Source organism: Pilimelia columellifera subsp. columellifera (assembly GCF_039532605.1).
Classification (GTDB): domain Bacteria; phylum Actinomycetota; class Actinomycetes; order Mycobacteriales; family Micromonosporaceae; genus Pilimelia; species Pilimelia columellifera.
Genome location: NZ_BAAARY010000009.1, coordinates 91,869 through 111,203, shown reverse-complemented (window position 1 = coordinate 111,203; position 19,335 = coordinate 91,869). Strand labels below are relative to the sequence as shown.

Annotated in this window: 16 protein-coding genes; 8 read left to right on the top strand and 8 right to left on the bottom strand. The window is 73.0% G+C overall.

Annotated elements, in window-relative coordinates; genetic code table 11:
- Positions 1–194: 194 nt before the first annotated feature.
- Together ABD287_RS11600 and ABD287_RS11595 are read left to right on the top strand one after the other, a co-directional pair.
- Positions 195–1,775: an acyl-CoA mutase large subunit family protein gene (locus ABD287_RS11600; protein ID WP_344172118.1), complete on the top strand. Its 1,581-nt coding sequence runs from the start codon at positions 195–197 to the stop codon at positions 1,773–1,775.
- A gap of 401 nt (positions 1,776–2,176) precedes the next feature.
- A complete protein-coding gene (locus ABD287_RS11595) occupies positions 2,177–3,370 on the top strand; it encodes an amidohydrolase (RefSeq protein WP_344172207.1) in 1,194 nt (397 codons plus the stop codon).
- A gap of 33 nt (positions 3,371–3,403) precedes the next feature.
- Here the strand turns inward: ABD287_RS11595 and ABD287_RS11590 are convergent, their stop codons facing one another.
- Positions 3,404–4,315 carry a DUF4349 domain-containing protein gene (locus ABD287_RS11590; protein ID WP_344172116.1) on the bottom strand — a complete coding sequence of 304 codons (912 nt, stop codon included), beginning with the start codon at positions 4,313–4,315 and terminating at the stop codon, positions 3,404–3,406.
- Positions 4,316–4,441: 126 nt separating this feature from the next.
- On the opposite strand from ABD287_RS11590, the gene ABD287_RS11585 reads away from it, so the two are divergent.
- Both ABD287_RS11585 and ABD287_RS11580 read left to right on the top strand, forming a co-directional pair.
- On the top strand, positions 4,442–5,200 hold the full coding sequence (locus ABD287_RS11585) for an SCO6745 family protein (protein WP_344172114.1): 759 nt from the start codon (positions 4,442–4,444) through the stop codon (positions 5,198–5,200).
- Between the two features lie 68 nt (positions 5,201–5,268).
- The gene (locus tag ABD287_RS11580) at positions 5,269–6,267 is read left to right on the top strand and encodes a GNAT family N-acetyltransferase (protein WP_344172112.1); all 999 of its coding nucleotides are present in this window, start codon (positions 5,269–5,271) and stop codon (positions 6,265–6,267) included.
- A gap of 4 nt (positions 6,268–6,271) precedes the next feature.
- Here ABD287_RS11580 and ABD287_RS11575 read toward each other — a convergent pair whose 3' ends face one another.
- Positions 6,272–6,727, bottom strand: a complete 456-nt coding sequence (locus ABD287_RS11575; RefSeq protein WP_344172110.1) for a gamma-glutamylcyclotransferase — start codon at positions 6,725–6,727, stop codon at positions 6,272–6,274.
- A gap of 128 nt (positions 6,728–6,855) precedes the next feature.
- Here ABD287_RS11575 and ABD287_RS11570 point away from each other — a divergent pair, with 128 nt between their 5' ends.
- Entirely contained in the window at positions 6,856–8,256 is a 1,401-nt protein-coding gene (locus tag ABD287_RS11570) for an NAD(P)H-quinone dehydrogenase (protein ID WP_344172108.1), read from the top strand.
- Between the two features lie 33 nt (positions 8,257–8,289).
- Here the strand turns inward: ABD287_RS11570 and ABD287_RS11565 are convergent, their stop codons facing one another.
- The 4 genes from ABD287_RS11565 to ABD287_RS11550 form a co-directional block, all read right to left on the bottom strand.
- Positions 8,290–9,729: a GuaB1 family IMP dehydrogenase-related protein gene (locus ABD287_RS11565; RefSeq protein ID WP_344172106.1), complete on the bottom strand. Its 1,440-nt coding sequence runs from the start codon at positions 9,727–9,729 to the stop codon at positions 8,290–8,292.
- 91 nt (positions 9,730–9,820) lie between these two features.
- The gene (locus tag ABD287_RS11560) at positions 9,821–10,246 is read right to left on the bottom strand and encodes a YchJ family protein (RefSeq protein WP_344172104.1); all 426 of its coding nucleotides are present in this window, start codon (positions 10,244–10,246) and stop codon (positions 9,821–9,823) included.
- Positions 10,247–10,250: 4 nt separating this feature from the next.
- Entirely contained in the window at positions 10,251–11,999 is a 1,749-nt protein-coding gene (locus ABD287_RS11555; protein ID WP_344172102.1) for an acetyl/propionyl/methylcrotonyl-CoA carboxylase subunit alpha, read from the bottom strand.
- A 37-nt stretch (positions 12,000–12,036) separates the two neighbouring features.
- The gene (locus ABD287_RS11550) at positions 12,037–12,675 is read right to left on the bottom strand and encodes a Maf family protein (RefSeq protein WP_344172100.1); all 639 of its coding nucleotides are present in this window, start codon (positions 12,673–12,675) and stop codon (positions 12,037–12,039) included.
- Positions 12,676–13,157: 482 nt separating this feature from the next.
- On the opposite strand from ABD287_RS11550, the gene ABD287_RS11545 reads away from it, so the two are divergent.
- Complete coding sequence (locus tag ABD287_RS11545; protein ID WP_344172098.1) at positions 13,158–15,146, top strand: serine/threonine-protein kinase; 1,989 nt, start codon at positions 13,158–13,160, stop codon at positions 15,144–15,146.
- 4 nt (positions 15,147–15,150) lie between these two features.
- Here ABD287_RS11545 and ABD287_RS11540 read toward each other — a convergent pair whose 3' ends face one another.
- Positions 15,151–16,518, bottom strand: coding sequence for a TerB N-terminal domain-containing protein (locus ABD287_RS11540; RefSeq protein ID WP_344172096.1), 1,368 nt, complete (start codon positions 16,516–16,518; stop codon positions 15,151–15,153).
- Between the two features lie 28 nt (positions 16,519–16,546).
- Positions 16,547–18,133, bottom strand: coding sequence for an acyl-CoA carboxylase subunit beta (locus tag ABD287_RS11535; RefSeq protein ID WP_344172094.1), 1,587 nt, complete (start codon positions 18,131–18,133; stop codon positions 16,547–16,549).
- 82 nt (positions 18,134–18,215) lie between these two features.
- Here ABD287_RS11535 and ABD287_RS11530 point away from each other — a divergent pair, with 82 nt between their 5' ends.
- The gene (locus ABD287_RS11530) at positions 18,216–18,374 is read left to right on the top strand and encodes a hypothetical protein (protein WP_344172092.1); all 159 of its coding nucleotides are present in this window, start codon (positions 18,216–18,218) and stop codon (positions 18,372–18,374) included.
- A 53-nt stretch (positions 18,375–18,427) separates the two neighbouring features.
- The gene (locus ABD287_RS11525; protein WP_344172090.1) at positions 18,428–19,327 is read left to right on the top strand and encodes a biotin--[acetyl-CoA-carboxylase] ligase; all 900 of its coding nucleotides are present in this window, start codon (positions 18,428–18,430) and stop codon (positions 19,325–19,327) included.
- The last annotated feature ends 8 nt before the right edge of the window (positions 19,328–19,335 follow it).

Sequence of the window (19,335 nt, the reverse complement as noted above, 5' to 3'; positions counted from 1 at the left end):
TTGCGCCGCACGGAACCATCTTCGTGGCTCGACGGTTCGCTCGCAAAGGGAGCGGACCGGTTGGCCCCGAACAGTGATGCCGTACGCACTCGTCGTGTCCAACCGCTTTCCCTCCGTACGGGTGACGCCCCGCGGCGACGCGGTCGCGGCGCCGCCGGCGCGTCGTCCCCGACGTGGCCTCTACGATCGGCGGCATGAGCGGACGGGCCAGCGAGTCGGGTTTCCAGATCAAGCCGGTGTACGGGCCCGGTGACCTGCCCGAAGGCCTGCCGGAGCGGCTCGGGGCGCCGGGAAGTTACCCGTTCGCCCGGGGGGTCTACCCGACCATGTACACGTCCCGGCCGTGGACGATGCGGCAGTATGCCGGGTTCGGGACCGCCGCCGAGTCCAACGCCCGATACCGCCAGCTGCTCGCCGCCGGCACGATGGGCCTGTCGGTGGCCTTCGACCTGCCCACCCAGATGGGGTACGACTCCGACGAGGCGATCGCCTCCGGCGAGGTCGGCAAGGTCGGCGTGGCGATCGACTCGATCGAGGACATGCGGACCCTGTTCGACGGCATCCCGCTGGACAAGGTCTCCACCTCGATGACGATCAACGCGCCGGGCTCGGTGCTGCTGCTGCTCTACCAGCTGGTCGCCGAGGAGAACGGCGTCGCCGGCGACCAGCTGTCGGGCACCATCCAGAACGACATCCTCAAGGAGTACATCGCCCGCGGCACGTACATCTTCCCGCCGAAGCCGTCGCTGCGCCTGGTCGCCGACACCTTCGCCTACTGCCACGCGGAGATCCCGCGCTGGAACACGATCTCGATCTCCGGCTACCACATGGCCGAGGCCGGGGCGTCGCCTACGCAGGAGATCGCTTTCACGCTCGCCAACGGCGTCGAGTACGTCCGCGCCGCGATCGCCGCCGGCCTGGACGTGGACGACTTCGCCCCACGGCTGTCGTTCTTCTTCGTCGCCCGCACGACGCTGCTGGAGGAGGTCGCCAAGTTCCGGGCCGCCCGCCGGATCTGGGCCCGGCTCATGCGGGAGGAGTTCGGCGCCACCAACCCCAAGTCGTGGATGCTGCGTTTCCACACCCAGACCGCCGGCGTGCAGCTGACCGCCCAGCAGCCCGAGGTGAACCTGGTCCGGGTGGCGGTCCAGGGCCTTGGCGCGGTCCTTGGCGGCACCCAGTCGCTGCACACCAATAGCTTCGACGAGGCCATCGCCCTGCCGACCGAGAAGGCGGCCAGACTGGCTCTGCGCACCCAGCAGGTGCTCGCCTACGAGACCGACCTGACTGCGACCGTCGACCCGTTCGCCGGCTCGTACGTCATGGAGGCGATGACCGCGGAGATCGAGACGGCGGCGGTGGCCCTGATGGCGCGGGTCGCCGACCACGGCTCGTCGGTCGGCGCGATCGAGGCGGGCTTTCAGAAGCGGGAGATCGAGTCGTCGGCGTACCGCATCTCGCAGGAGATCGACTCCGGGGAGCGGGTCGTGGTCGGCGTCAACCGGTTCACCGTCGAGACCGAGGAGCCGTACGAGCCGCTGCGGGTGGACCCGGCCATCGAGGCACAGCAGTGCGCCCGGCTGGCCCGGCTGCGCGCCGGTCGCGACAACGCCGCTGTGGCGGCGGCCCTGGTCGCGCTGCGTACGGCGGCGGAGGGCACGGACAACGTCCTGCGCCCGATGAAGGACGCCCTGCGGGCCCGCGCCACCGTCGGCGAGGTGTGCCACGCGCTGCGGCAGGTCTGGGGTCTGTACCAACCGGCTGACTCGTTCTAGCGGTTCCGGCGCGCGCCGTCCAAAGTCACGCCCCTGACCTGCGTTAACCTGGGTCGTCCCCCGACAAACCAAGGTGCAAACTTCCACGAACTGGGTAGGTTGCGAAAGTGGCGCTGCCGTGAGCGAGCCGACGGCGCCGTGATGTTGGGAGAAGGGCGGCTGCGGTGGCACGGACACCGGGCACCGCGGCCCCCGGGCCCGACCCAGGCGACGACCCGCCGCCGACGTCGCGTCCGGCCAGTCCGCGACCGCGCGGGGCCGGGCCGTCGACCACGACCAGACGAGATCGAGACGCCACCGTGACAACCGCGCTGACCCGACCCGACCATGACGCCGACGCGCGTCGCCCCGTGCCGACCGCCAACGCGCACGCCTCACCCCGGCACGATGCCGCCACCGCCCTGACCGCCGGGCCGGCCCTGACCTGGCTGGACGGTTGGCTCGCCGCCCGCAGCGACGAGCTGGTGGCGGTACGCCGCCATATCCACGCCCACCCCGAGCTGTCGCACCAGGAGTTCGAGACGGCCGCGTTGGTAGCGCGGGAGCTGGCCGTAGCCGGGCTCACGCCGCGCCTGCTACCCAAGGGCAACGGCGTCATCTGCGACATCGGCGACGGGGACCGGGTGGTGGCGCTGCGCGCCGACATGGACGCGCTCCCGCTCCAGGACATCAAGGACGTCGCGTACCGGTCGACGGTCGCCAACGTCGCCCACGCCTGCGGGCATGACGTGCACACCACCGTCATGCTCGGGGTAGCCAAGGCGTTGGCCGAAGCGGCCAGCCGGGGAGAGCTGCCCGGCCGGGTGCGGATGCTCTTCCAACCCGCCGAGGAGTCGGTGCCGTCGGGAGCGCCGGAGGTCATCGGCGCCGGCGGCCTCATTGACGTCGGCGCGGTCTACGCCCTGCACTGCGCGCCGCAGCTGACCGTCGGGACGGTCGGGGTGCGCTCCGGGCCGTTCACCGCGGCGGCTGACACTGTCGAGGTGCGACTGACCGGCAAGGGCGGGCACACCGCCCGGCCGCACGTCACCGCCGACCTCGTCCAGGCCCTGGGCCGGGTGATTGTAGACGTTCCGGCGCTGTTGGGCCGCCGGGTGGACCCACGGGCCGGCCTGTCGATGGTCTGGGGCACCGTGCACGCCGGTGAGGCGTTCAACGCCATCCCCGGGTCGGGCATGGTCAAGGGCACCCTGCGGGTGCTGAGCCGGGACGCCTGGCGCGGCGCCCCGGACCTCATCGAGGAGCTGGTCCGCGCGGCGGTCGCCGGCACCGGCGCGGACGCCGAGGTGGCCTACACCCGCGGCGTGCCACCGGTGATCAACGATCGTCGGGCGAACGCGGTCATCGCCGCCGCCGCCGGGGCGGCCATCGGCGCCGACCACGTCGTGGAGGCCGAGATCAGCATGGGGGGCGAGGACTTCTCCTTCTACCTGGAGCAGGTGCCCGGCGCCATGATCCGACTCGGCACGGCGACCGCCGGCAGCGAGGGCGCCCTCGACATCCACCAGGGTGGCTTCGACGTGGACGAACGCGCGATCGGCTGCGGCGTCCGGGTGATGGCCCAGACGGCCGTCGCCGCGCTCGACGGCATGTGACCGCGCCGGGCGACCTGACCGGCGGGCGGTTGGTCAGGTCGTCGGCCCGCTGGGGTCCACGCGGGCTGCCGGACGGCGACGCCGCAGGGCGACGAGGAGCCCGGCCATCGGCACGCCGATCAGGACCAGCCACGGCAGCAGGGCGCCGAGCACGGTCACGGCCACCTGCAACGAGCTGGTGAACGCGCCCCAGCCGGCCTTCAGCCCGGCCACGAAGCCGGTCGTCGGCCCGTCGGCGGCGACGTCCGGGCCGAGGATGGCCAGACGCAGCGTCGACATCGCGACCGCGTCGGCGAGGCTCCGTTGGCGCGCCTGGAGCGAGGCCAGCTCCTTCTCCCGCTCCGCAAGCTCGCCCTCCACCGACACCAGCTCGGTGATGGAGCTGGCGCGGGCGAGCAGCGCCCGGGTGCGGGTGACGCTGGCCTGCTGGCTGGCGATCCGGACGTCGAGGTCGACCACCTGTTCGGTGACGTCGTCGGCGCTCAGCTCCCGCCCTTCCTCGCGGTCGCCCACCTTGGCCAGCTCGTCGACGACGGCGCCGAACCGGGAGGCCGGGATCCGCAGCTCCACCGTGGCCCGTGACTGGTCGCCGTCGTGGGCGCGTTGGTCGCCGCCGACGTATCCGCCAGCGGCGCGGGCGATGCTGATCGCTTTCGCCGCCGCCTCGTCGACCCGCGCCGACCGGTCCACCCGGACGGTCAGCGAACCGGTGTGGATGACCTGTCGACGGTCCGCGGCCACCGGCGCCGGCGTTGCGGGCCGACCCTGGCCCTCGGCCTGGCGTAGCCCGGCCGTGTCCTGGTAGGCGTTCTCGGCGTCCTGGTGGACGGCCGGCGCCGGCGCCGACCGGGACGAGGCGTCGTCGGCGCCGCAACCGGCGACGAGCGACGCCGCCACGGTCACGGCCAGCGCCCGCGCTGTGGCGAAACGGCTGGAACTGGTCATCGGGTCCTCCGTTTTCCCCGTCGCGCCCGGGGGCGCGTGCTGTTGGCGGTGGGACGCCCCTGGTTCCGGTGGGGTTCCTCCACGGCGGGGGCAGTGAGCGACGTCGATCGCAGGCACAATCGGCGGGTGACCCCCGAACACGCGGCTGCCGCGAGCCGGATACCGACGCAGTGGCTCGGCAGCGCCTACATCGACTGCCCGATGACCGTCCGTAGAGCCCGCCGCTGGGGGCTGTCGGGTTGGTCGTTCCATGTGGCCAGCCGGGGCGGGGTGCTCGGCGAGGCGTCCGCCGACACGGTCGCCGCGGCGCTCGGCTTCTTCGCCCCGGACCTGGTCCGGGATGCCTGGGACGCCGCGCGCCGGGTCCGGCCGCCGGTGGAGATCGCCGCGCAGAGCATCGCCGAGTGCTGCCGGTGGGGCACCGAGCACCTCGACGGGTTCGTCCGGGTGCGTCGGCTCATCGACCTGGCCGCGCCGGTCGTCCGCAACGCCGACGGCGCCGGGCTGCCGTTGTTCGTCGCCTGGCGGTCCATGCCCAGCCCGGACGTCACGCCGGGGGCCCGGGCCGCGGTGCTGCTGCACCTGTTGCGCGAACTCCGGCTCGGCGCCCATCTCATCGCGGTACGGGCCGCCGGGCTCAGCCCGGTCGAGTCGATCCTCGGCGGCCCCGACGGCGAACGGGGCGCCGCCGCGCTGGGCTGGGCCGGGCCCTACCCGCCGGGCGCCCCCCTGGTCCGTCGGCGGGTCTGGTCCGACCAGGTCGCCGACAGCATGGTCGGCCGGGCGATGGCCGGCCTCACCCCGGCCGAGCGGGGTGAGCTGGTCGATCTGCTCCACGCCGCGTGGCGACGCTGCGAGGCTGCGGCGACGCGACAGGTCGCCTGAGCCGGTCCGTGGCCCGCGATCCGGAAAACCCGGTGACAGCGGCCGGCGGATCGGTTCGAATTGCTGTCGTGACGCTCCCCGATGGCTGGACCACCCGCCGACCCACCCTCGACGACATCGCGGCGATCCTGGCGGTCGTGCACGCCAGCGACATCGCCTCGGTCGGCTACCCGGACTTCGGGGCGGACGAGGTCGAGGAGGTGCTCCGGGCGCCGAATTTCGATCCCGCCGCCGATTCCTGGCTCGCCGTCGACCCGGCCGGGGAGGTCGTCGCCTGGGCGTACCTGGAGAACCCGCACGGCGCCGACCGCGAGAACGTCGAGGTGTACGTCCATCCGGAACACGGCGTGCCCGCCCAGCCGCCGCTGCTGGACCTGCTGCTGGGCCGGGTGGTCGAGCGGGCCGCCGCCGCCGGGCGTGAGCAGGTGCGGGTCCGCGCCGGCGCCATTCCGACCGAGCTGCGCTACATCGCGCTTCTGCGGTCGGCGGGCTTCGCCTTCGTCAAGCGGTACGCCCGGATGGCCCGGCCGTTGACGGCGGCCGACGCCCGGCTCCCCGATCCGCCGCCGGGGGTGCTCATCCGCCCGCTGCGCAGCGTCGACGACGCTGACCTGCGGACGTTCTTCACGATCCTCGACGCCGCCTTTCAGGACACCCCCGACTACCTGCCGCAGACCTACCAGCGGTGGCGGGAACGGCTGGCCGTGATCGCCGCCCCCGAGTGGGACGAATGGCTCGTGGCCGAGGTGGACGGTGTCGCGGTCGGCATCGTCCAGTCGGCGTCCGACAAGACCACGAACGCCGGGCCGGGCCCGTCGGACGGGGACGCCCGATCGGAGGGTTGGGTGCGTAACCTCGCCGTGCTGCGCGAGCACCGGGGCCGCGGGGTGGGCCGGGCGCTGTTGCGGCACGCCTTCGCCATCTACGCGGCGAAGGGACGCGCCTGGGCCGGCCTCGGCGTCGACCTCACCAACCCGACCCGGGCGTACGACCTGTACACCTCGGTCGGCATGTCCGCCTCCTATGAGGCGGACATCTACGAGCGGACGGTGTCGGCCGCGGGCTGAGCCGTCAGGGGTGTGAGGTGCTGGTCGGGCGGGCCCGGAGCGCGGCAACGTAGTCGTCCGGGGCGCCCGCCTTCTCCGCCGCGTTGGCGATCTCCGACAGGTACCAGGCCGTCGGCAGGCCGCCTTCGTAGCCCTCGAAGACGTAGATCCACGCTGGTGACTCACCTTCCAGCGTCGCCACCCGGACGGTGAGTTTGCGGTAGGTGCCGGCGCCGACGCCCTCGATCTCGTCGAGCTGGGCGGCGTCCCACTGGTGGACGTCATACAGGGCGACGAAGACCCGGTCGCCGGGCGACTCGACCACCGTGGTGACCGCGCCCTCCCAACCCAGGGATTCCTCCCCGGCGAAGGTCAGCCGCCACCCTTCCAACCACCCGACCCCAACCATGGGGGAGTGCGGGCAGTAGGCCCGCATGCGGGCCGGGTCCAGGTTTGAGCCGTACGCGGCGTAGAGACGCACAGCGATGACCATAGCTCGATTCGTGGCCCTGGGAGAAGTAGGGGAGAATGCGGCGGTCGCGTGTCGCGCGTGATGAGCTGTGCAGAGCGTGCTCGCCGGGGCGCGTTGTTGATCTCCAAGGGGGCGCCGTGAGCCGGATCGTCATCATCGGTGGAGGCCCGGCCGGCTACGAGGCCGCGTTGGTGGCCACGCAGCTCGGCGCCGAGGTGACGGTGGTCGAGGCGTCCGGCGCCGGCGGCGCCTGCGTGTTGTCGGACTGCGTGCCGTCCAAGACGTTCATCGCCAGCTCCGAGGTGGTCACCGCGCACCGCAACACCGAGTCGATGGGCGTGTTCTCCGGCGGTCAGCAGGCCCTGACCGTGGACGCGGGGATCGTCAACGCCCGGGTGCGCAGCCTGGCCCAGGCCCAGTCCCGGGACATCCACACCAAACTGGTGAAGGCCGGGGTGCAGATGGTCGCCGGCACGGCCAGGCTCGGCGAGGACACCCTGGGCCACACCCACCGGGTCCGGGTCGCCCCGGCCGAAGGCGCCTCGTACGACCTGGACGCCACGACGGTCCTGGTCGCCACCGGCGCCACTCCGCGGGTGCTGGCCAGCGCGGCGCCGGACGGCGAGCGCATCCTCAACTGGCGTCAGGTGTACGACCTGGAGCAGTTGCCCGAGCACCTCGTCGTCGTCGGTTCCGGGGTCACCGGAGCTGAGTTCGCCAGCGCCTACCTGGCCATAGGCGTGCCGGTCACCCTGGTCTCCAGCAGGGACCGGGTGATGCCGCACGAGGACGCCGACGCGGCGATGGCGATCGAGAAGGTCTTCCGCGACCGCGGGATGACGATCCTCAACAACTCCCGCGCCGACGCGGTGCGCCACACCGGCGACGGCGTGGAGGTGAGCCTGGCCGACGGTCGCGTCGTCACCGCCTCACATGCGCTCATGGCGGTGGGATCGATCCCCAACACCACCGGCCTGGGCCTGCCCGAGTACGGGGTCGAGGTCAACGACTGGGGTTACGTCACCGTCGACCGGGTGTCCCGGACGAACGTCCCGGGCATCTACGCCGCCGGCGACTGCACCGGGGTGTTGCCGCTGGCCAGCGTCGCCGCGATGCAGGGCCGGATCGCCATGTGGCATGCGCTCGGCGAGGCGGTCCAGCCGCTGCGGCTGCGCACCGTCGCCTCGAATGTCTTCACCGACCCGGAGCTGGCCACCGTGGGGGTCTCGCAGAACGACGTGGAGTCCGGGAAGGTGCCGGCGCGGGCCGTCATGCTGGGTCTGGACGGCAACCCGCGGGCCAAGATGTCGGATGTGGCGGATGGCTTCGTCAAGCTGTTCTGTCGCCCGGCGACCGGCCAGATCATCGGCGGGGTGGTCGTCGCGCCGCGGGCCAGTGAGCTGATCCTGCCGATCACCATGGCGGTGGAGAACGGTCTCACGGTCAACCAGCTGGCCCACACGATCACGATCTACCCGTCGATGTCCGGCTCGATCACCGAGGCGGCGCGGCAGCTCATGCGGCACGTCGTCGACTGATCGCCCCGACGGTCGGCGCGGGCGCCCCGCCGGTCACCAGCCGGCCGGAAGCGGTTTGCCCTCGGCGTAGCCGGCGGCGCTCTGCACCCCGATCACCGCACGTTCGCGCAGCTCGGCCAGCGTCGACGCGCCCGCGTACGCGCAGGCGCTGCGCAGCCCGGCGACGATGACGTCCAGCAGGTCCTCGACCCCGGGTCGCTGCGGGTCCAGGTGCATCCGGGCGCTGGAGATGCCCTCCTCGAAGACCGCCTTACGGGCCCGCTCGTACAGGCTGTCCTCGGCGGTCCGGGCGCTCACCGCGCGGGCGGAGGCCATCCCGAAGCTCTCCTTGTACCGCCGACCGTCGGCGTCGGTGTAGATGTCGCCGGGGGATTCGTAGGTGCCGGCGAACCAGGAGCCCACCATGACATTGGACGCCCCGGCGGCCAGCGCCAACGCCACGTCGCGTGGGTGCCGCACCCCGCCGTCGGCCCACACGTGCGCCCCCAGCGCCCGGGCCGCCGCCGCGCACTCCAGCACCGTGGAGAACTGCGGCCGGCCCACCCCGGTCATCATCCGGGTGGTGCACATCGCCCCCGGACCAACCCCCACTTTGACGATGTCGGCGCCGGCGGCCACCAGGTCCCGGACGCCCCCGGCCGTCACCACGTTGCCCGCCACCACCGGCGCCGCCGGGCCCAACGCCCGGACCTGCTCCAGCACGGTGAGCATCCGCTCCTGGTGACCGTGGGCGGTGTCGATGACAAGAGTGTCGACGCCGGCCGACAGCAGCGCGGCGGCCCGGTTGGCCACGTCGCCGTTGATGCCCATCGCGGCGGCGATCCGTAGCCGTCCGCGGTCGTCGGTGGCCGGCTGGTACAGGGTGGCCCGCAGCGCGCCGGCGCGGGTGAGGATGCCCACCAGGACGCCGAGCCCGTCGACCACCGGCGCGAGCCGGTGCCGTCCGTCGGCCAGCCGGGCGTACGCGCCGGCCGGATCGGTGTCGACGGCGATGGTGAGCAGGTCCGTCGACATGACCTGGCCGACCTGCGTGAACCGGTCGACGCCCTGGCAGTCGGCCTCGGTCACCACGCCCACCGGCCGATGCTTGTCGTCGACCACGATCACCGCCCGGTGGGCGCGCTTGGTGAGCAGATGGGCGGCGGTGCCGACCGTCTCGGTACGGGTCAGCGTGATCGGGGTGTCGTGCACCAGGTGCCGACGCTTCACCCAGCCGACGACCTCGGTGACGACGTCGATGGGGATGTCCTGGGGGAGCACCGCCACCGCGCCGCGTCGGGCGACGGTCTCGGCCATCCGGCGGCCGGACACCGAGGTCATATTGGCGACGACGATCGGGATGGTGGTGCCGGCGCCGTCGTCGGAGCGCAGGTCGACGTCGAGCCGTGACGACACGGCTGAACGGCTGGGCGTCATGAAGACGTCGCTGTAGGTCAGGTCGTGGGCGGGGGCGAGATCGTTGAGGAACCGCATCTCCCGATCATCGCCGTTCGCGGCGTGGCGGTCAGCCTGAACGGGTTCGGGATGCCGCCGCGGGGGTCCTGGCCGGCGCCGGGCCCGGTGGTCAGTGTCCCGTGCCGTCCAGATAGCGCCACTGACCGTCGAGCCTGACGAAGCGGCTGTTCTCCCGCAGTTCGCCCCGACCGGCGTCGTCGCGGTAGCGCGCCCGGAACTCCACCGTCGCGTCGGTGTCGAAGAGCCCGCCGCCGGCGCCACCGACGATCTCCAGGCCGGACCAGCGCTGTCCGGGGTCCAGATCCAGGTTTCGCGGACGGGTCCGCGGGTGCCAGGTGCGTCGGAGGTAGGCGACGTCGCCGACGGCGAACGCGCTGTAGCGCGACCGCATCAGCGCCTCGGCAGTCGGCGCGTCCTCGCCGGTGTGGTAGCGCCCGCAGCACCGGCCGTACGGCTCGCCGAGGCCGCAGGGGCATGGTTGGGCCGCCCGGTCGCCGCCTGCCAACCTCTGGTCGCCACCGTACGTCTGCGTCACGGAGTCAGCGGATGCTGGCGATGACGGCGCCGGCGGTGACGGTGTCCCCGACCGCCGCGGACAGTCCGCTGACCGTGCCTGCCTTGTGGGCGTTGATGGGCTGCTCCATCTTCATCGCCTCCAGCACCACGACGAGGTCGCCGACGGCGACCTCGTCGCCGTCCGCGACAGCGATCTTGACAATGGTGCCCTGCATCGGCGAGGTCAGGTCGTCGCCCCCGGCGCCGCTGGCGGCCTTCCTCCCGGCCGCCCGGCGTTTGGGCGCCGACGGCCGGGCCGCAGGCCCGCTGGCCGCGCCGAAGCCGGCCGGCAGGCTCACCGCGAGCCGCTTGCCGTCGACCTCGACAACGACGCTCTCGCGTGGCCCGTCCGCCACGGCGACGTCGGCGGCGCCGACGAACGGCGGGACGGTGTTGTCCCATTCGGTCTCGATCCAGCGGGTGTGCACCCGGAACGGCCCGGCGGTGAACGCCTCATCGCGCACGATGAGCCGGTGGAACGGCAGCGCCGTGGCCATCCCCTCGATCACCATTTCGTCCAGCGCCCGGCGCGCCCGCTCCAGCGCCTCGGCGCGCGTCTCGCCGGTGATGATGACCTTGGCCAGCAGCGAGTCGAAGTTGCCGCCGATCACCGCGCCGGCGCCGATGCCGGTGTCGACCCGCACGCCCGGACCTTCGGGCAGGCGTAGCGCGGTCACCGTTCCCGGCGCGGGCAGGAAGCCGCGTCCGGGGTCCTCGCCGTTGATCCGGAACTCGATCGAGTGCCCGCGCGGGGTCGGGTCCTCGGTGTGCCGCAGCGGCTCGCCAGCCGCGATCCGGAACTGCTCCCGCACCAGGTCGATGCCGGAAGTCTCCTCGGTGACCGGGTGCTCCACCTGGAGCCGGGTGTTGACCTCCAGGAACGAGATCGTCCCGTCCTTGCCGACGAGGTACTCGACGGTGCCGGCCCCGTGGTAGCCGGCCTCCCGGCAGATCGCCTTCGCCGACTCGTGGATGGCCGCCCGCTGCTGGTCGGTAAGGAACGGCGCCGGAGCTTCCTCGACGAGCTTCTGGTGCCGACGCTGCAACGAGCAGTCGCGGGTGCCGGCGACGATGACGTTGCCGTGCTGGTCGGCCAGGACCTGCGCCTCGACATGCCGGGGCTGGTCCAGGTACCGCTCGACGAAGCACTCGCCGCGGCCGAACGCGGCGACCGCCTCGCGGGTCGCCGAGGCGAACAGCTCGGGGATCTCCTCCATCGTGCGGGCTACCTTGAGGCCCCGGCCGCCGCCGCCGAACGCCGCCTTGATCGCCACTGGCAGCCCGTGCTCGTGGGCGAACGCCACCACCTCGTCGGGTCCGGCCACCGGGTCCGGGGTGCCGGGCACCAGCGGGGCGCCGGCGCGCTGGGCGATGTGCCGGGCGGTGACCTTGTCACCCAGGTCCCGGATCGCCTGCGGGGTGGGGCCGATCCACACCAGCCCGGCGTCGATGACGGCCTGCGCGAAGTCGGCGTTCTCGGAGAGGAACCCGTATCCGGGGTGGACGCCGTCGGCGCCGGCTCGCTTCGCCACGTCCAGCAGCTTGTCGATCACCAGGTAGGTGGCGGCGGCGGTGTCGCCGCCGAGCGCGTACGCCTCGTCGGCGAGCGTGACGTGTAGGGCGTCGCGGTCGCTGTCGGCGTACACGGCGACGCTGGCCAGGCGGGCGTCGCGACAGGCGCGTACGACCCGGACGGCGATCTCGCCGCGGTTGGCGATCAGGACCTTGCGCACGTCAGGCTCCCTCCCCAGATGGATCAGCCGGGCGAGTCTATCGGCCTGCCTGACGCCACAGCGCGGTCACCGGCGTCCCCAGCTCAGCCAGCATCTTCCGCAGCAACGGCATCGACAGTCCGACGACGGTGCCGTGGTCCCCGTCAATCCGTTCGATGAAGGGGCTGGCCAGGCCGTCGATGGTGAACGATCCCGCCACGTGCAGGGGCTCTCCGGTGGCCACGTAGGCGTCGATCTCGGCGTCGGTGACGTCGGCGAAGAAGACGGTGGTGCCGGCGACCTCGGTGACGACCCGGCCGCTGGCGAGGTCGACGAGGCTGTGCCCGGTGTGCAGGACGCCGGACCGGCCGCGCATCCGACGCCACCGCTCGGTCGCCTCGGCGGCGTCGCGTGGCTTGCCGAGGATCGCGCCGTCGAAGTCGAGGACCGAGTCGCAACCGAGCACCAGGGTGCGCCCGGGGCCGTCGGCGCGGCCCTCGGCGCGTAGCCGGTCGGTGACGGCGGCGGCTTTCAGCCGGGCCAGCTCGCCGGAGACGCTGACCGGGTCGGTGTCGGGGACGGTCGATTCGTCGACTCCGCTGACGATGACCTCGACGTCGATTCCCGCCTCGGCGAGCAGACGATGCCGGGCCGGGCTGGCGGAGGCGAGAACGAGAACGGGGGAGGAGTTGGTCACGCCGGTAAGTTACCTGGTGGCAGCGCGCGCCGGGCTGCCCCGGGGATCGGCCGCGGGCGGGGCCGCGCCCACTGCCGAGTCACCCCCGGACGGGTGTTTCTTCGGGGCGGCCGTTGCCGACAGACCGGCTCTGTCAGCGGTGGCGTTCACTGTGGGTAGGAAGACCGCCGCCAGGCGTGAGCGCCGTGTCGGGCCGGCAACCCGGCTGACCGGGCGCCTGGCCGGGCGAGGGTGCGCCAGCCCGATTCGTCCTTTATGGTTTGTTCTAGCGTAGGCTGGCATCGCCTGGTCATGATGGTGACCACAGCAGCAAGCTCGACCGTGGTCGGATTGCCGCCGACGATGATCGAGGGCTGTGCGGCCGCTGTCGCTGGCGCATGAGGGACGGGCATTGCCATGTCGACAAGAATACGGCCCACGACAAGGTGGATCATGGACGCCCGGGGAAGCCGGAAACGCCGCGGGCGGGTACGGTCATCGTGATGTCCCCTGCGCAGTCCCAGTTGATCGCCGATCGGTACCGCCTCGTCGAGCCGCTCGGTCAAGGCGGCATGGGCAGAGTCTGGATGGCCCGCGATGAGCTCCTGCACCGCGACGTCGCGATCAAGGAGCTCATTCCGCCTGGTGGCCTGACCCCGGACGAGCGTCAGGAGATGCGCGAACGGACGCTGCGCGAGGCCCGCGCCATCGCCAGATTCAACCACCCCAACGTGGTTCGGATCTTCGACATTCTCCGCACCGACGGCGATCCGTGGATCGTGATGGAGCATGTCGCGTCCCGGTCCCTCCAGGAGGTCATCGCCCAGGACGGTCCGATGTCTACCGACCAGGCCGCCGAGATCGGCGCGGGAATGCTCGCCGCGCTCCGGGCCGCCCACCGTGCCGGCGTCGTGCACCGGGACGTCAAACCCGGCAACGTGCTGCTCGGCCACGACGGCCGCGTCGTCCTCACCGACTTCGGCCTCGCGACCGTCCCGGGCGATCCGGTCGTCACCCGCACCGGCCTGGTCCTCGGCTCGCCGGCGTACATCGCGCCGGAGCGCGCCCACGACGGCACCGCCGGCCCCGCCGCCGACCTGTGGTCGCTGGGCGCCACGCTCTACGCCGCCGTCGAGGGGCAGCCGCCGTACGCCCGTCCGTCGGCGATCGCCACGCTCGCGGCGCTGGCCACCGAGCCCCCCGCGCCGGCCCGCCGGGCCGGCCCGCTCAAGCCGCTGCTCAACGGCCTGCTCCGCAAGGACCCGGCGCAACGGATCGACGCCGAGGAGGCCGAGCGGCTCCTGCGGCGCGCGATCGGCCGGCGGGCCCGTCCCAGCCTGAGCCTGCTGCCGGGCGCCCGCCGCGGCCAGCCCGAGCGCAACCGGACCACCGGACAGCTCGCCAACGGCGTCACCTCGGCGCCGACCCCGCGTGCCGGCGGGGCGCCGGTCATCCCGGGCCGCGCCGAGTCGCCCGTCGCGGACCAGGTGTCGGCGGCCGGCGCCACCGCGGCGCTACCCGGGGGCGCTGTCGAGAGCGTCGACGCGACCACGGTCCTCGACGCCGGCGGTCGTCCGAACGCCGGACCCGCCACGGCGCCTCAGGCGCCGAAGCAGGGGTCCGACGGCAGTCGGACCGGCAAGGGCGGTCGCACGCCGCCCCCGGCTTCCTCGACGTCACCGCGGCGCACGGTTCCGGACCGGGCGGTCGCCGCGCCGGCGGCCCTGGCGGCCGGGACCGCCGTCACGCCCGCGCGGGTGGGTCGACGCGCTCGGGTCGTCGCTTCGTTGCGGGGCTCGTTCGACATCCTGCGGCAGCGGCCGGCGTGGCTCGCCGGCGGCGCGGCCACGGCGGTCGCTGTCGCGGCCACCGTGGCGATGGCCATGCCGGGAGACCGACCGGCTGGACCGGTGGCCGCCGCCAACGGTGGGCTGCCATCCACGGCGCCGAGCGGCACTCCGGCTGACACCGGCGCCCCGGGCGGCGTTCCACCGACTGCCCCGCCCTCGGCTGCCCCGACCCCGGTCGTCACCCCCTCGTCGGGCCCGACCGCCGCGAAGCTTCCCAACGGCTGGCGCCTGTACCAGGGCGACGGGTACACCGTGGGCGTGCCGGCTGGCTGGCGGGTCCAGCGGGACGGGCAGATGCTCTTCTTCCGGGAGAACTCCGGCCAGTACCGGCTGCTCGGCATCGGGAACATGCGCAGCGCCGTGTCAGACCCGGTCGCCGAGCTGCGGGAACAGGAACGGCAACGCCGGGGCCGCTACGGCCAGTACAACCGGATCGCCATCCGACCCGTTGACTACCGCGTCGGCCCGGCGGCGGACTGGGAGTTCAACTACACCAAGGCCGCCCGGCTGCACGTCGTCCACCGGGGCATCGTCACCGGCCCACGGAGCTGGCATTCGATCTTCTGGCTGACCCCTGAGCGGACCTGGAAGGCGAATGTGCCGTACTTCAACGCCGTCGTGAACTCGTTCCAGGTCCGATAGCCCGTCATCCCTCGGGCGCGAGCAGCTCCGACACCGTCGCCGCCGTGGTCGGGGCCCTCCCCAGCGCCTCGGCCACCATCGCCTCGTCCAGGACCGTCGCGGTGGTGTCGACCCGGTCGTCCTCGGTGACGACCGCGACCACCTCCAACGCCCGTAGCCGTCGCCACAGGTCGGGCTCGCCCGGCCCGAGCACGTCAAAGGCCGCCGCGAGCAGCTGCGCGTGGTCAGGCTCGACGATGGCGTCCACGCTGGCGGTGGCGATGAGCAGCCGGGCCACCTCGTCCTGATCCGCGACCGGCAGGGCGCTGAACCGGTCCCGGACCACACCGAGATCCGGGGCCTGGGCGCCCAGGCGCCGCACCGAGGCGTCCACCGTCACGCGTTCGGCCCCGGTCAGGTGGTGCACGTCGTACAGGTGCCGGCAGACGACCTCCAACAGCTCGTCGTCGGCGCCTGCCAGCACGATCAGCGGCAGCAGCGCACCGGCCGCGGCCGCGCGTGGCGACAGGTCGCCGCCGAACGGCGTCGCGAGCGCGGCGTCCAGCGAACGGACGTCCGGGACCGGGGTCCGCAGTGTGACGGTGCGTTCGCCGAAGCCGGCGCTGACCGGACGGTAGGTGAACACCAGCGGCTGCGGCGGGGTGGGCAGCCTCAGACCGTCGGGCTGACTCCGTGCGAACCGGTCGGCGAAGTCAGCCTCGTCCAGGACGGTCGGCGCGCACGCGGCGTGCCACGCGTACGCCCACCGGGAGGGGACGGCCTGTCCCGCGGCCAGATAACGGCCGATGCCCGCGACGAGCCGCGGGGACGCGTGACCGGGCTGCGGGTCGGGCGGCGTCAGATCCGGGTCTCCCAGCGCGATGACGCCGGCGAGCAGCGCCGTGAACTCGGCCGCCTGGGCGTCGAACGCGTCGGCGCGCCGGTGTTGCCGTCGGAGGCGGGCGACCTCGGCGGCGATGGCGACGTAGTCGGCCAGACCTTCGGGCCCGCCGCCCAGGTCGTGCAGCACCCGACGTTCCAGCCCGGCCAGGAACAGCCACAGGTGCGCGACCGGGGCCGGGCCGGTCCGCCCGGCCGCCAGCCACTCCAGGTAGGCGGCACGGGCGCCGGGGGTGAGGTCGCCGTAGCGGGGGCGGGCCCGGTCGGCTGGGGTTTCCTGGTCCAGCCAGACCCGGCGGATGGGCAGGGTGGGGTCGATTACGGCCGGCTCGGAGCCCGGTCCGTACGCGGCGGGCCCGGCTGTCCCGTAGTAGAACAGACCCCCGGACAGGACATAGCCCCCGACGGCGACCGGGGCCGCGCCGGTCGGCAGCCAGACGGCGTCCGTGGCCCGGGCGCGCCCGGGCGGGGCGTGGGTCGTGGACGTGGTCACGGGGGGCGTCCCTTCGGCGGCGGAGCGACTAGAGCGGGATGTTGCCGTGCTTCTTCGGCGGCAGCGTCTCCCGCTTGTTGGCCAGGGTGCGCAGCGCCCGCACGATCTGGACGCGGGTCTGCGAGGGCGCGATCACCGCGTCGACGTAGCCGCGTTCGGCGGCGACGTACGGGTTGGCCAGGGTGTCCTCGTACTCGGCGATCTTCTCCGCGCGGAGCTTGTCCGGGTCGTCGGCGGCGGCCAGCTCGGCCCGGTAGAGGATGTTCACCGCGCCCTGGGCGCCCATCACGGCGATCTGCGCGGTCGGCCAGGCGAAGTTGAGGTCGGCGCCGAGGTGCTTGGAGCCCATCACGTCGTAGGCGCCGCCGTACGCCTTGCGGGTGATGACGGTGACCTTGGGGACGGTGGCCTCGGCGTACGCGTAGATGAGCTTGGCGCCGCGACGGATGATGCCGTCCCACTCCTGGCCGGCGCCGGGCAGGAAGCCGGGGACGTCCACGAAGGTCAGCACCGGGATGTTGAACGCGTCGCAGGTGCGCACGAACCGGGCCGCCTTCTCGCTGGCGGCGATGTCCAGACACCCGGCGAAGCGCATCGGCTGGTTGGCCACGATGCCCACCGGCCGGCCCTCGACCCGGCCGAACCCGCAGATGATGTTCTGCGCGTACAGGGCCTGGACCTCGGTGAACCCGCCGTCGTCGAGCACGCCCTCAAGGACGGCGTGCATGTCGTAGGGCTGGTTGGCCGAGTCGGGGATGAGGGTGTCCAGGGCCAGGTCGTCGTCGCTGACGGCCAGGTCGGCGGGGTTGTCGTAGGCCGGCGGGGTGTCCATGTTGTTCGCCGGCAGGTACGACAGCAGGGCCTTGACGTACTCGATGGCGTCCTCTTCGTCGGCGGCCAGGTAGTGGGCGTTTCCGCTCTTGGTGTTGTGGGCGCGGCCGCCGCCCAGCTCCTCCATGCCGACGTCCTCGCCGGTGACGGTCTTGATGACGTCCGGGCCGGTGATGAACATGTGCGAGGTCTGGTCGACCATGACGGTGAAGTCGGTGACGGCGGGGGAGTAGACCGCCCCGCCGGCACACGGGCCCATGATCAGCGAGATCTGCGGGATGACGCCGGAGGCGCGCACGTTCCGGAAGAAGATGTCGCCGTAGAGGCCGAGGGAGACCACGCCCTCCTGGATGCGGGCGCCGCCGGAGTCGTTGATGCCGATGATCGGGCAGCCGGTCTTCATCGCCAGCTCCATCACCTTGACGATCTTCGAGCCGAAGACCTCGCCGAGGGAGCCGCCGAAGATGGTGAAGTCCTGGGCGAAGACGCACACCTGCCGACCGTCGATGGCGCCGTAGCCGGTGACGACGCCGTCGCCGTAGGGGCGGGTGCGGTCCAGGCCGAAGTTGGTCGATCGGTGCCTGGCGAATTCGTCCAGCTCGACGAACGATCCCTCGTCCAGTAGCAGGTCGATCCGCTCGCGCGCGGTCTTCTTTCCGCGGGCGTGCTGTTTCTCCACCGCCCTGGCCGAGCCGGCGTGCACCGCCTCGTCGATGCGGTGTTCCAGGTCGGCGATCTTGCCGGCGGTGGTGTGGATGTCGATGCCCGGGGTCTGCGCGCTCACGGGTGGATCGTAACGAGGGACCTCGGCGTCGCTCGTCGGCGTGTCTACCCCAGCCGCGTAGTCATGGGCGAATTATGTGCATATGGGAAGTATGACCCTTTTGGGGGCGGCGTTGATGGTCGGTGGATTCACCGCGCTGCTCGCCTTCCGCAAGGACCTCGTCCACGCCCGGTCCGCCGACCGCCGGCCCCGCCTGGAAACCTACGCCGGCAGCCGCATCCGCCGGCACCGCCGCGGCTGAAGACCGGCCCCGCGCCGACGGGCCGCGCCGACCCACCTCGATAGGCTGGCCAGGTGTCTGACGCCTACTCGGATCTGGAACGCCCGCCGCTGCACGGCGCCTCCCTGCGCCGGGCCCTACTGACCCCTGACGGGATGTGGCGCCAGCTCGACCTGCGCGACAGCACCGGATCCACCAACGCCGACGCCGCCGACGCCGCGCGGGCCGGCCGCCCCGAGGGCCTCATCGTCGTCGCCGAACACCAGAGCGCCGGCCGGGGCCGGCTCGACCGGGCCTGGGAGTCGCCGCCCCGCGCCGGGCTCGCCCTCAGCGTGCTGCTACGCCCCGGCCACGCCGACGCCCAGCCGGCGACGGACCGTGCCTGGCCACCGGCGCCCCCGGCCATGTTCGGGTGGCTGCCGCTGCTGGCCGGGGTCGCCCTCGTGGACGCGATCACCCGGGTCAGCCCGCTGGAACCAATGCTCAAGTGGCCCAACGACCTGCTGCTGGACACTGCGACCGGGCCGGCCAAGTGCGCCGGCATCCTCGCCGAGGCGGTGCCCGCCGCCACCGCCGACCAGGCGGGCGCCGTCATCGTCGGGGTCGGGATCAACGTCACCGTCCGGGCCGAGGAGCTGCCCGCCGGCGTCGCCGCCACCTCGCTCCGGCTGGCCGGCCACCCCGACGCGGACCGGGCCCCGCTCCTGCGGGCCTACCTGCGTTCGTTCGCCGACTGGTACGGCCGCTGGCGCGCCGCGGCCGGCGACCCGGAAGCCAGCGGGCTCCGCGAGGCGTACCTACGCGCCTGCTCGACCATCGGCTCGACGGTCCGGGTGACGTTGCCGGCAGCCGGGGACCTCACCGGCTTGGCCGTCGGCGTCGACGGCGACGGACGCCTCCTCGTCGCCACCGACGACGGGATCACCCCCGTCGCAGCCGGGGACGTCACCCACGTCCGCCCCGCCACCGACTGACGCGCCCG

Excerpts from the sequence above, each read along its gene's own strand:
- ABD287_RS11545 (WP_344172098.1), top strand. The coding sequence starts at position 13,158 with ATGTCCCCTGCGCAGTCCCAGTTGATCGCCGATCGGTACCGCCTCGTC.
- ABD287_RS11530 (WP_344172092.1), top strand. The coding sequence starts at position 18,216 with ATGGGAAGTATGACCCTTTTGGGGGCGGCGTTGATGGTCGGTGGATTC.
- ABD287_RS11565 (WP_344172106.1), bottom strand. The coding sequence starts at position 9,729 with ATGCGGTTCCTCAACGATCTCGCCCCCGCCCACGACCTGACCTACAGC.
- ABD287_RS11590 (WP_344172116.1), bottom strand. The coding sequence starts at position 4,315 with ATGACCAGTTCCAGCCGTTTCGCCACAGCGCGGGCGCTGGCCGTGACC.
- ABD287_RS11600 (WP_344172118.1), top strand. The coding sequence starts at position 195 with ATGAGCGGACGGGCCAGCGAGTCGGGTTTCCAGATCAAGCCGGTGTAC.